Source organism: Mycobacterium sp., assembly GCF_019243155.1.
Classification (GTDB): domain Bacteria; phylum Actinomycetota; class Actinomycetes; order Mycobacteriales; family Mycobacteriaceae; genus Mycobacterium.
On the sequence record NZ_JAFAUS010000488.1, the window covers coordinates 1 to 11,305 of the forward strand.

The 11,305-nt window shown below is 65.8% G+C and carries 12 protein-coding genes and 1 pseudogene; 7 read left to right on the forward strand and 6 right to left on the reverse strand.

Features of this window, described 5'->3' with window-relative positions:
* The 6 genes from JOZ00_RS24470 to JOZ00_RS24495 all read left to right on the forward strand — a co-directional run.
* A partial coding sequence (locus JOZ00_RS24470; RefSeq protein ID WP_293349314.1) for an ATP-binding protein occupies positions 1-700 on the forward strand: 700 nt, incomplete at its 5' end.
* 29 nt (positions 701-729) lie between these two features.
* The gene (locus tag JOZ00_RS24475) at positions 730-1,581 is read left to right on the forward strand and encodes an LLM class F420-dependent oxidoreductase (RefSeq protein ID WP_293349316.1); all 852 of its coding nucleotides are present in this window, start codon (positions 730-732) and stop codon (positions 1,579-1,581) included.
* A gap of 22 nt (positions 1,582-1,603) precedes the next feature.
* The gene (locus JOZ00_RS24480) at positions 1,604-2,470 is read left to right on the forward strand and encodes an LLM class F420-dependent oxidoreductase (RefSeq protein ID WP_293349318.1); all 867 of its coding nucleotides are present in this window, start codon (positions 1,604-1,606) and stop codon (positions 2,468-2,470) included.
* Positions 2,471-2,497: 27 nt separating this feature from the next.
* A complete protein-coding gene (rfbB, locus tag JOZ00_RS24485; protein ID WP_293349320.1) occupies positions 2,498-3,493 on the forward strand; it encodes a dTDP-glucose 4,6-dehydratase in 996 nt (331 codons plus the stop codon).
* A 1-nt stretch (position 3,494) separates the two neighbouring features.
* Positions 3,495-4,103 carry a dTDP-4-dehydrorhamnose 3,5-epimerase gene (gene rfbC / locus JOZ00_RS24490; protein ID WP_293349322.1) on the forward strand — a complete coding sequence of 203 codons (609 nt, stop codon included), beginning with the start codon at positions 3,495-3,497 and terminating at the stop codon, positions 4,101-4,103.
* A gap of 105 nt (positions 4,104-4,208) precedes the next feature.
* Positions 4,209-5,360, forward strand: a complete 1,152-nt coding sequence (locus JOZ00_RS24495; protein ID WP_293349324.1) for an acyltransferase — start codon at positions 4,209-4,211, stop codon at positions 5,358-5,360.
* Here the strand turns inward: JOZ00_RS24495 and JOZ00_RS24500 are convergent.
* From JOZ00_RS24500 to JOZ00_RS24525, 6 genes and pseudogenes are all read right to left on the reverse strand, one after another.
* Positions 5,323-5,664 (reverse strand): annotated as a pseudogene (locus JOZ00_RS24500) (hypothetical protein); the annotation flags it as partial. The gene JOZ00_RS24495 and the pseudogene JOZ00_RS24500 overlap by 38 nt on opposite strands.
* Positions 5,661-6,590: a metallophosphoesterase gene (locus tag JOZ00_RS24505; RefSeq protein ID WP_293349326.1), complete on the reverse strand. Its 930-nt coding sequence runs from the start codon at positions 6,588-6,590 to the stop codon at positions 5,661-5,663. The gene JOZ00_RS24505 and the pseudogene JOZ00_RS24500, both read right to left, overlap by 4 nt.
* Before the next feature lie 46 nt (positions 6,591-6,636).
* The gene (locus JOZ00_RS24510) at positions 6,637-7,038 is read right to left on the reverse strand and encodes a cupredoxin family copper-binding protein (RefSeq protein WP_293349328.1); all 402 of its coding nucleotides are present in this window, start codon (positions 7,036-7,038) and stop codon (positions 6,637-6,639) included.
* Between the two features lie 39 nt (positions 7,039-7,077).
* Positions 7,078-7,791, reverse strand: a complete 714-nt coding sequence (locus JOZ00_RS24515; RefSeq protein WP_293349331.1) for a Rieske (2Fe-2S) protein — start codon at positions 7,789-7,791, stop codon at positions 7,078-7,080.
* The gene (locus tag JOZ00_RS24520) at positions 7,788-8,339 is read right to left on the reverse strand and encodes a sigma-70 family RNA polymerase sigma factor (protein ID WP_293349334.1); all 552 of its coding nucleotides are present in this window, start codon (positions 8,337-8,339) and stop codon (positions 7,788-7,790) included. Before JOZ00_RS24520 ends, JOZ00_RS24515 begins: the two co-directional genes overlap by 4 nt.
* Positions 8,340-8,383: 44 nt before the next feature.
* Positions 8,384-9,799 carry an NAD(P)-binding protein gene (locus JOZ00_RS24525; RefSeq protein ID WP_293349337.1) on the reverse strand — a complete coding sequence of 472 codons (1,416 nt, stop codon included), beginning with the start codon at positions 9,797-9,799 and terminating at the stop codon, positions 8,384-8,386.
* 122 nt (positions 9,800-9,921) lie between these two features.
* Between JOZ00_RS24525 and JOZ00_RS24530 the strand changes: the two genes are divergently transcribed.
* Positions 9,922-11,305 (forward strand): CoA-acylating methylmalonate-semialdehyde dehydrogenase (locus JOZ00_RS24530; RefSeq protein WP_293349340.1); only part of this gene is annotated, 1,384 nt, incomplete at its 3' end.

Consider the following 11,305-nt stretch of genomic DNA (forward strand, 5'->3'; position numbering starts at 1 on the left):
CGCCGCGACCGCCGAGGAATTGGATGCCTCGAGCACGTTGGAGGAAGCGATCCGCTGGATCAGCTACACCATCGAGAGCGAGCTTCTGATGAATCAGATTTCGGAAGCGAGCAAACGGATTTCGGCGTTGGTCGCCGACGCCAAACAGTATTCGCAGATGGATCGGGCGCCCTTCGACGTGGCCAACGTGCACGAGCTGCTGCGCAGCACGCTGGTGATGTTCGCCGACCGGTTGACCAAGGACGGGAAGCAGCCCGGCGTGATCAACGTGGTCAAGGAATTTGATCCGCTGCTTCCCGAAATCCCTTGCTTCCCAGGCGATCTCAATCAAGTCTGGACGAACATCATCGACAATGCGCTGGCCGCCATGCGGGCCGAGGGCGGCACGCTGACCATCCGCACCTGTAAAGAGGAGAACATGGCGCGGGTCGAGATCTGCGACACCGGTCCCGGCATTCCCGCGGACGTGCGCGAGCACATCTTCGAACCGTTCTTCACCACCAAGCCGGTCGGGGAAGGCACCGGCCTGGGGCTGGATCTGGCGTTCAACATCGTCGTCAAGAAGCATCGCGGGGACCTGCGGGTGGAATCCGTGCCGGGCGACACTCGGTTCATCGTGTTGCTCCCTCTCGAGAAGCCGCCCACTGACGATTTAGCGGATTCGGTGGAACCCGACCTGGATGCAGAAATGGCGGAATAGCTGTCCCACCCCGGAAGGTTGGAGACACCATGACCGACTCAGCTCCAGGAAAACCAAATCTCGGCCGGTTCGGATCGTTCGGACGTGGCGTCACGCCTGCGCAAGCCAAAGAAATCGAGTCCCTGGGCTACGGGGCCGTCTGGGTGGGTGGCTCGCCGCCCGCCGAGCTGGCCTGGGTAGAGCCCATTCTCGAAGCGACCACCACACTGCAGGTGGCCACCGGAATCGTGAACATCTGGTCGGCGGCCGCCCAGCCGGTGGCCGAGTCGTTCCATCGCATCGACCGGGCCTACCCGGGCCGTTTCCTGCTGGGCATCGGCGTCGGGCACCCCGAGGCGATCACCGAATATCGCAAGCCCTACGACGCGCTCGTGGACTACCTCAATCAGCTCGACGAGTACGACGTCCCGGCCAACCGACGGGTGGTGGCGGCGCTGGGCCCGCGAGTTTTGAAGCTTTCGGGGCAACGCAGCGCCGGCGCGCACCCGTACCTGACCACTCCCGAGCACACGGCTCAGGCCCGCGAATTGATAGGCCCAGCGGGATTCCTGGCGCCCGAACACAAGGTGGTGCTGACCACGGACGCCGAGAAGGCCCGCGAGGTGGGCCGCAGGGCACTCGACATCTATTTCAATCTGGCCAACTACCGCAACAACTGGAAACGGCTGGGCTATTCGGAAGAGGAAGTCACCCGGCCGGGCAGCGACCGGCTGGTCGACTCGCTGGTGGCCTACGGCACGCCCGACGCCATCGCCGCGCGGCTGACCGAGCATCTGGCGGCGGGGGCCGACCATGTGCCGGTTCAGGTCCTCACCAAAGATGAAAACCTGGTCCCGGCATTGGCCGAACTGGCGGGGCCGCTCGGACTGACCGCGCCTTGAGCGCGAGAGAAGGGGGATGTAAATGAGCGAGGCAGTGGGATTGAAACCAGAGCTGGGCCGGTTCGGCGTATGGCTGGCCACCCGATCCATCTCCCCCGAGCTGGCGGAGCGCATTGAAGCGCTGGGCTACGGCGCGGTCTGGGTCGGCGGTTCGCCGGATGCCGATCTGGCTTGGGTCGAGCCCGCCCTGGCGCAGACGAGCACACTGCAGGTGGCCACCGGGATCGTCAACATCTGGTCCGCACCCGCCCCGGCCGTGGCGAAGTCCTTCGAGCGCATCGAAACCGCCCACCCGGGAAGGTTTTTGCTGGGCGTCGGGGTGGGTCACCCGGAGCACACCCAGGAGTACGTCAAGCCGTATGACGCGCTGGTCGGTTACCTCGACGAACTCGACGCGGCGTTGGTGCCGACCAGTCGCCGGGTGATCGCGGCGCTGGGGCCCCGGGTGTTGCGGCTGGCCGCGGAGCGCAGCGCCGGAGCACACCCGTACCTGACCACACCGGAGCACACGGCCAAGGCGCGCCAACTCGTCGGGAATTCCGTGTTTTTAGCGCCCGAGCACAAGGTGGTGCTCACCACCGACGCGCAGGAAGCGCGCAGGATCGGCCGTCAGACGGTCGACCACTACCTGGGATTGAGCAACTACGTGAACAACTGGCTGCGGCTGGGCTTCACCGACACCGACGTGCGTAAGCCGGGCAGCGACAGGCTGATCGACGCCGTGGTGGCCTACGGCACGCCCGAGGTCATCGCACAGCGATTGGGTGAGCATCTGGACGCCGGAGCCGACCACGTGGCGATTCAGGTGCTTGGCGGTTACGACGAGGACACCCTGCTACCTGCGCTCACCGAATTGGCCGGACCGCTAGGGCTGACTCGGCCAAACTGACCAAACCGCTCCGTTAGGGTTTGAACCATGCGGTTATTGGTCACCGGCGGCGCGGGCTTCATCGGTGCCAATTTCGTGCACAGCACCGTACGCGAGCATCCCGAAGACTCCGTGACGGTGCTCGACGCGTTGACCTACGCCGGCCGGCGGGAGTCGCTGGCCGACGTCGAGGACGCCATCGACCTGGTGGTGGGCGACATCACCGATGCCGCACTGGTGTCCCGGTTGGTCGGCGAGTCCGACGCCGTGGTGCATTTCGCCGCGGAAAGCCACGTCGACAACGCGCTGGACAACCCGGAGCCGTTTCTGCACACCAACGTCATCGGGACGTTCACCATCCTGGAGGCGGTGCGCCGCCACGGCGTGCGGCTGCACCATATTTCGACCGACGAGGTCTACGGCGACCTGGAGATCGATGACCCTCAGCGGTTCACCGAGGCGACGCCGTATAACCCGTCGAGTCCCTACTCGGCGACCAAAGCCGGCGCCGACATGCTGGTTCGGGCGTGGGTGCGGTCGTACGGGTTGCGGGCGACGATCTCGAACTGCTCCAACAACTACGGGCCCTATCAGCACGTCGAGAAGTTCATCCCGCGCCAGATCACCAATGTGCTCACCGGCCGGCGGCCCAAGTTGTACGGCAGGGGCGCCAACGTCCGCGATTGGATCCACGTCGACGACCACAACAGCGCGGTGCGGCGGATCCTGGAAAAGGGCGAGATCGGCCGGACCTACCTGATCAGCTCCGAGGGCGAACGCGACAACCTGACCGTGCTGCGCACGCTGCTGAACATGATGGGCCGCGAAGCCGACGACTTCGACCACGTGACCGACCGCGTCGGCCATGATCTGAGGTATGCGATCGACCCGTCCACGCTGTACGACGAGTTGTGCTGGGCGCCGAAACATACCGACTTTGAAGAAGGTCTGGGTGCGACCATCGACTGGTATCGTGCCAACGAATCATGGTGGCGCCCGTTGAAGGATGCCGCGGAGGCCCGCTACGAGGAACGTGGTCAGTGATTTGAAAGCTCGTGAACTCAATATCCCCGGCACCTGGGAAATCACTCCCAGTCTCCATGGCGATTCCCGCGGATACCTTTTCGAATGGCTCAAAGACAGCGGATTCGCCGGCTTTACCGGTCATCACCTGGACGTCCGGCAGGCCAACTGCTCGGTGTCATCGGCCGGTGTGCTGCGCGGTCTGCATTTCGCGCAACTGCCACCCAGTCAGGCCAAATTTGTGACCTGCCTGTCCGGGTCGGTGTTCGACGTGGTGGTGGACATCCGGGTCGGCTCACCGGCATACGGCCAGTGGGACTCGGTGCTGCTGGACGACATGGACCACCGGTCTATCTACATCTCCGAGGGTCTGGCCCACGGGTTCCTTGCGCTGCAAGACACTTCGACGGTGATGTATCTGTGCTCGGCGGAATACAACCCGAAGCGCGAGCACACCATCTGCCCGACCGACCCGGCGCTGGCGATCGACTGGCCGCTGGTGGACGGCGCTGCCCCCAAATTGTCCGACCGCGATGCGGCCGCACCCACCTTTGAGGAAGTGCGCGCCGCCGGTCTCCTGCCGACGTGGGAAGACACGCAGAAGTTCATCGACGGTATGCGGAATGGGTAGTCGATTACCCCATTTTCCGCAACGATGACTTAAATCCGGTCATTCGCGGTCGGTGCCGATACGATTGCCGCAAAAGGGCTGGGGGCGGAAATGCAGGCGAGGGCCGTGAAGATAGAACAGGTTTTCGATCCACGACGCAACGCACTGAACGCGTTTCGGCTGGCCCTGGCCGCCGAAGTGATTCTGTGGCACTCGTTTCCAGTCACCGGCCGCATGCCACCGGCGCCGACGCTGCAGGTGCTCTTCTCGATCGGCGTCGACGGCTTCTTCGCGATCTCCGGATTCCTGATCAGCGCCAGCTGGATCAACGACCCGCGTCCCCGCGACTACTTCATGGCAAGAGCCCTACGCATTCTTCCCGGGTTCTACGTGTGTCTGTTGGTGACCGCCTTCGTCTTCGCACCGCTTTCCGTCGCGATTCAGGGCGGTTCTGCGGCGAGGCTGTTGTTGTCCGCCGCGCCGTTCGAGTACGTCCTGGGAAACAGCGCAGTCATCTATCTGCATCACTTCGTCGGCGACACCCCACGCGGGATACCAGACGCGGGCGGCTGGAACGCCTCACTGTGGTCGCTGATCTGGGAAATCATGTGCTACATCATCGTTGCGATCATCGGCGTGCTCGGGCTCGCCAACCGCCGGTGGGTTTCTCCAACGATATTGGTGCTGGCCACGATTGGCGCGATCCTGCTGCCGCCCCTGACCTACCCCGGGGTGTGGACGATCCCGCAGCTCGCCGTCCGGTCCGCCCTGACATTCTCGGCCGGTGCACTGCTGTATCAGTGGCGCGACAAGATCCCGGCCCGGTGGTCATATGTCGCGGTGGCCGTCATCATCGTCCTCGCTTCCAGTCAGCTCCCCGACTATCGGGTGGTCGCCGCCCTTCCGCTGGCCTACGCCGTCGTCGTGTCGGGCATCCTGATCCAGCACAAGCGACTCAGGTTGCGCACCGACCTGTCCTACGGCGTCTACATCTACGCGTTTCCGGTGCAGCAGTTGCTGGCCGTCTGTGGACTCACCTGGCTGAATCCGTTGATCTACTTTGTCATTTCGACCGTGGCCACGCTGCCGCTCGCGGCGTTGAGCTGGTTCCTGGTGGAAAAGCCCGCGCAGCGGGTCAAGTCTCGCCTCAAGCGGAGGTGGTCTGCCTCTGAGCTTTCTGAGACCAACCAGCTGCCCGATCCCGCCGAGCAAAACCAACTGACCGAGCCGCCACCGCCGCCCACAGCAGAACAGTCACTGCCTCGGCACCGACGCTGACCGCGGCGTAGGGCGACGGGTCCCAACCCCGCTCGGAAAAGCCGAACACACCGACGGTCCTCGACAGGGCGAACGCCACCAGCGAACCGCCGGCTGTGGCGGCGCCCGCCACGCCGAGCCATCCGGGACCGCCGAGAAGGATCAGCGCGGCGATCGCGAACGAGATGCTGGCCTGGATCAGAAACGCGGTGCCGATGCTCGGAATGTGTTGATAGCCATGAACGTAGAGATACGCGTGGCAGTACGCGCTGGCTATCAGCGAGGTGGCTAACCCGATGCGAATCAAAACACTTGCCAAAGTCATTGCAGCCTCTGTTCTTTCAATGCCAGGGTGGTTTCACCCGTGGTGTAGCTGACCTCACGGATGCCGAGCGCGTCACGCAGCTTCCCGGCGGGCAGTGTGACCGGCTTGGGCGCCGGCCCGTCCCCGGGATGCGGCAGCGGATAGGCGGTCGTCGTCCCGCTGTAGAACGTGACGTTGTCCTCCGTCTTGGAAAACAACTGGTGCACATGCCCGTTGAGGCAGGTGACCGAGGAGAACCGGCGCAGGTAGCTGAGCGCCTGGGTGGCGTCGTCGGTGCCCCAGCCCCACTGGGGGTACATCGCGAACAACGGGATGTGGCTGAACACGATGACGGGGGTGTCGCTCGACAGCCGCGCCACGTCCTTCTCGACGAAGGCCACCTGATCGGTCCCCAGGTGGCCCAGCTTCTTCAGGTTCAGCGTGTTGACCAGTGCGATCACGTGGACGCCCGAAATGTCGAAGCTGTACCACCCGTCGCCGACGGATCCCGCACCGAAGGCTTGTCGGTACTTCTGGCCTCCGTCGTCGACCGAGTCGTGCTCGCCGGGCACGGTGAACACGTGTGGCGTCCTCAGGCCCGTCATCATCTGCTTCACCTGATCGAACTGCTCGGGGCTGGACAGGTGGGTGAGGTCACCGGTGTGAATGACGAAATCCGGTGTGTAGCCGAGGTTGTTGATCTGATCGATCGCGTGGCCGAAGGTGCCGGCGACGTCCGGGTTGGGCGCTCCGGTGAAGCCGATGTGGCTGTCGCTGACCTGAGCGAACCGCAGCGTGGGCTTGGCGTGCGTGTGCTCGGCCGCCTCGGCCCCGGCGATGTGCGAGATCACTTCGCCGCCCGCGACGGTGAACCCGACGGCCGCCCCGAACCACGCCGTGTGGCGCAGCAGCTGGCGGCGACTCATTCCGTTCGGATCTGTATTCATTAGCGCCACTCCTCCTCATCGCTTCGCTCTGCATCGTCGCCGGCGCTCATCCCGTCACCACCACGGAGCCGTGCATCATCGGATGAATCGAGCAGACGTAGTCGAATGTGCCTGCGGCGGAGAAGGTATGCGAGAACGTCGCGCCGGTCCCCATTCCGGGCGAGTGGAAGGAGCCGTCGCTGGCGGCCACCGTGTGCGGCTCCTCGTCGCGATTGGTCCAGACGACCGTGGTACCCACCTTGATCTTCAGCGTGCCGGGTACGAAGGCGAAGCCGTCGATGCTGACCTGGTCTCCGCTCACCGGGGCCGGCGGCGCGCTGACCGACTCCGACGCCGTGGGCATGCTGGTGCCGCTCGTGGCCGTGGGCCGCGACGACGAGCAGCCGGCCAGCACAACGCTGACCGCCAGGACCGCGGCCGAATGTTTTCGAACTCTGGCGATATCCATGCCCAGAGATAGGGCAGGGGGTTACACGGCCTCGCGGCCTTAGGCCGGTTCCTCGTGCGGCGGCGGTGCGAACACCTCGATCGCGCCGTTGACTTCGCGAACCAGCAAAGCCGGCAACGGCTTCGGGGTGATCGGCAACTGGTGAGTCAGCACCTGCCCGCTCGGCGAGAACGACGTCGTGTGGCAGGGGCAGCGCAGCGTGTCATCCGGTGCGTCGAACCACAGCTTGCATCCTTGATGCGTGCACACCCCCGAGACGGCCTGGGGTTTGCCGTCGACGCGGCGGACGAATCCGGTCACCGAGCCCAGATCGAACGGGTGCATGACGCCGTCGGTCACCTCCGAGCTCGCCGCGACGCGCTGCCAGCTTCCGTCGTTGGGCGTGAGCTGTCCGCCGGCGACGTCGGAGGCGGGGGGCTGGGTCCCGGCCCCGATCAAGGCCCGGTCGATGGAGACGGCGGTCACCGCGGCGGCCGCGGCGGCCGAGGTGCCGACAATGACCTGGCGACGGGTGCTGCTGCGGCTGGGCTCCGGTTCCGGTGCCGCACCGTGCATCTGCTGCGCGAGCCGGCCGTGCAGGTCGCTGAGGAATTCCGGGCGTGGGGCGTCGTCCGCGACGGGGCCTCGACGCGCCGCGCGCAACTCGATCGCCGTGCGGATTTGCGCGGCCTCGAAATCGTCGGGTGCAAACGGCTTGGGCCGGTGACCCCGCAGCAGATCGTCGACGTAGCGGCGCAATCCTCGCGCGTTCATCGTTGACCCCCATCGTTGACCTGTGCCGCCAGCCGCAGGGCGCGGTGTTGCAGCACCTTGGCGTTGGCGACGCTGATACCGAGTTCGGCGGCGGACTCCTTGATCGAATTACCTTGCAGGAAACGCATTTCCAGAATCTGGCGATAGCGATCCGGCAGGTGGGCGAGAACCTGGGCGACACGCTGGGGCGCGGTGCTGATCGCTTCCTCGCTATCGGGTGGTTGTTCGATGTCTTCGATCGAGGTTATCTCTCGCCCCATGGTCTCCCGCCAATGCGCGGCGAGCACCGTCCGGGCCGTGGCCCGCAGGTAGGCGCGCACCTCGCCGACACTCGCGGTCAGCCGCAGCGGCCGCAGCGCGGCCAGAAAGACCTCGGTGGTCAGGTCCTCGGCGTCGGCCCGGTTGCCGACCCGGGCGTACAGCGTCCGGTACACCCAGGTCGCGTTGTCCGAGTACACCGCTTCCCAATCGGGATAGCCGTCGTCTGGCCCGCTGTCTGGGACCGCGCGCAGCGGTCGCGGGCCGACGGGATCGTTGTGCGCCGCCACGTGCCTCCTTTACCCGATGAATATCGAATCGGGTTACACGCCCATCAGGGCGCGGCGAACGAAGCCTCGTCGAGGATCAATTCGTCGAGCTTTTGCGCGGTGGCCGCCAGCACCGTCCTGGCCAGGCCCAGCAACCGCTCCCGGACCCGCGGCTTCGCCGACGCGGGCGGCAGCAGCTGGCCCACAAGATGACCGAAGAAATCCAGGCGTCCGCCCGTCAGCCAGGCGGTCAGGTCCTCGTCGTCGAACCAACGCAGCTGGTTGCCGTAGTCGGCCAGCGCGACCCGCACCCAATCGAGATCGGTGTCGGGGTGCGGCAACGGCACGCACAGTTCGTTCTTGATGGCGTCATCCGGATAGGCCCCCTCGACGTGGGCGATCAGCGAGGCGCTGAATATCTGCTGGCAGCCGCGCACACTCTGCAGCGTGATGCGCTCGTCGTCGAAAATCGCTGTTGCGGGCCGTTTTTCGGCGCCATCGGCGGTGCAGTCGATGTACAAGGCGCGACCACGCGTCGGCACGTCACCGCCGTCAAGGATCATCCTGTCGGGCTCGATACGTAGCAGGTGGCCCATGCGCACGACGTCATCGATGCGGCGCAGTTGCTCCAGTTCGGCCTGGGTGACGGTCGCGCACCGGTACATGGTGGGCCGGACTTCGGGGTTTATCCGCAGCAGGGTGCCGGCCTCTTCGAGGCGCGCGAACAGGTCGTCGGGTGACGTGGCGTCCCGGATCGCCCGCAACTGGGCGATGAATCCTCCCTTGATCCGGTCGGTGAACGTCGAGCCGGGCTGCATGTTCGCCCGATCCAGCAGCCAGGAGTCACGGGGCATGATCCACGTCAGCCGCTGCGGGGCGATGCCGTGACCCAGCAGCCACAGGCAGGTGTCGATACCAGTCTTGCCCGCGCCGACGATGACGTAGCGGTCGTGCGCGGCCCGGGTGGGCAGGTCGTTCGGCGGGATGCACTCGATGCCGGGCGCGACCTGGTACTCGGGTGTGCGCATCGCGGGGATCGTCACTCGCATGTAGGTGGCGTCGACCACGCGTCGCGCCACGTCGACGGTGTACTCGTCACCGGCCAGCGTCGTGAATCGGCCGGCACCGAGGTACTCGCTCATCGGGAAGTAGCTGACCCGCCCGGTCGGCAACAGCTGCTGACGCATCACGTGGTCGTAGTACGCGCACACCTCCCCGGCGGTGGCCAACTCGTAAAGCCCCTTGTTCCAGCCGACTTGGTCGATGGAGTCGCTACCGAGCCGCAGCGAGTTGACGCCGTAGAACGCCGAGGGCTGATGCAGCCGGACGAAGGGGTAGGCCGCGGTCCAGTGGCCACCGGGCTGGTGATTGCGGTCGACGAGCACCACGCGTGCGTCTGTCTCAGACACCAGCGTGTCGATGAACGCCATGCCCATGGCGCCCGCGCCGACCACCAGGTAGTCGGCCCCGAGGGTGTTCATACGGCTGTCAGGCTAGCCCGCGCAGCGGCGACAAGTCACCCAATCTTGCCAAGGCTGGAACCTAGTTACTAGGATATGCAAGTATCCGCTTCAGCGGCGTCTACGACACTCGAGGGCACCCCATGACCACACAAATCCCCCACTTCATCGATGGGAAGCGCACCGCAGGCCAGTCCACCCGCACCGCCGACGTCTTCAACCCCAGCACGGGGCAGGTTCAGGCCAAGGTGCCGATGGCGGGCACGGCCGATATCGACACCGCGGTGGCGTCGGCAGTCGAAGCCCAAAAGGGTTGGGCCGCATGGAATCCGCAGCGCCGCGCTCGCGTGTTGATGCGTTTCATCGATTTGGTCAACCAGCACATCGACGAACTGGCTGAGCTGCTGTCCCTCGAGCACGGCAAGACGCTTCCCGACGCGAAGGGTGACATCCAGCGCGGCATCGAGGTCATCGAGTTCAGCATCGGGATCCCCCACCTCCTCAAGGGCGAGTACAGCGAAGGCGCCGGTCCGGGCATCGACGTCTACTCGTTGCGTCAGCCGCTGGGCGTGGTCGCGGGCATCACCCCGTTCAACTTCCCGGCGATGATCCCGCTGTGGAAGGCCGGGCCGGCGCTGGCCTGCGGGAACGCCTTCGTGCTCAAGCCCAGCGAGCGCGACCCGTCGGTGCCGGTGCGGTTGGCCGAGCTGTTTCTCGAGGCCGGGCTGCCCGCGGGGGTGTTCCAGGTCGTGCACGGCGACAAGGAGGCGGTCGACGCCATCCTGCACCACCCCGACATCAAGGCGGTTGGTTTCGTCGGCAGCTCCGACATCGCCCACTACATCTACTCGACGGCCGCGGCCACCGACAAGCGGTCGCAGTGCTTCGGCGGCGCCAAGAACCACATGATCGTGATGCCCGATGCCGACCTGGACCAGGCCGTCGACGCGTTGATCGGCGCCGGGTACGGCAGCGCAGGCGAGCGCTGCATGGCGATCAGCGTCGCCGTCCCGGTCGGTGACCAGACCGCGGATCGCTTGCGCGCCAGGCTCGTTGAGCGGATCAACCAGCTGCGGGTCGGCCACAGCCTGGACCCCAAGGCCGACTACGGCCCGTTGGTCACCGAGGCCGCGCTGGCGCGGGTGCGTGACTACATCGCCCAGGGTGTCGACGCGGGGGCGGAATTGGTCATCGACGGCCGCGAGCGGGCCAGCGACGACCTGGCCTTCGGTGACGCCAACCTCGAGGGCGGCTTCTTCATCGGCCCGACCCTGTTCGACCGCGTCACGCCCGACATGTCCATCTACACCGATGAGATCTTCGGACCCGTGCTCTGCATCGTGCGCGCGCACGACTACGAAGAGGCGCTGCGGCTGCCCTCGGAGCACGAGTACGGCAACGGCGTGGCGGTCTTCACCCGCGACGGTGACACCGCCCGCGACTTCGTCTCCCGCGTGCAGGTGGGCATGGTCGGCGTCAACGTGCCGATCCCGGTCCCGGTCGCCTACCACACCTTCGGCGGCTGGA

Bases quoted from the DNA above. Each gene is read 5' to 3' on its own strand.
- JOZ00_RS24515 (WP_293349331.1), bottom strand. From the start codon at position 7,791: ATGAACGCGCGAGGATTGCGCCGCTACGTCGACGATCTGCTGCGGGGT.
- JOZ00_RS24480 (WP_293349318.1), top strand. From the start codon at position 1,604: ATGAGCGAGGCAGTGGGATTGAAACCAGAGCTGGGCCGGTTCGGCGTA.
- JOZ00_RS24505 (WP_293349326.1), bottom strand. From the start codon at position 6,590: ATGAATACAGATCCGAACGGAATGAGTCGCCGCCAGCTGCTGCGCCAC.
- JOZ00_RS24525 (WP_293349337.1), bottom strand. From the start codon at position 9,799: ATGAACACCCTCGGGGCCGACTACCTGGTGGTCGGCGCGGGCGCCATG.
- rfbB (WP_293349320.1), top strand. From the start codon at position 2,498: ATGCGGTTATTGGTCACCGGCGGCGCGGGCTTCATCGGTGCCAATTTC.
- JOZ00_RS24475 (WP_293349316.1), top strand. From the start codon at position 730: ATGACCGACTCAGCTCCAGGAAAACCAAATCTCGGCCGGTTCGGATCG.
- JOZ00_RS24510 (WP_293349328.1), bottom strand. From the start codon at position 7,038: ATGGATATCGCCAGAGTTCGAAAACATTCGGCCGCGGTCCTGGCGGTC.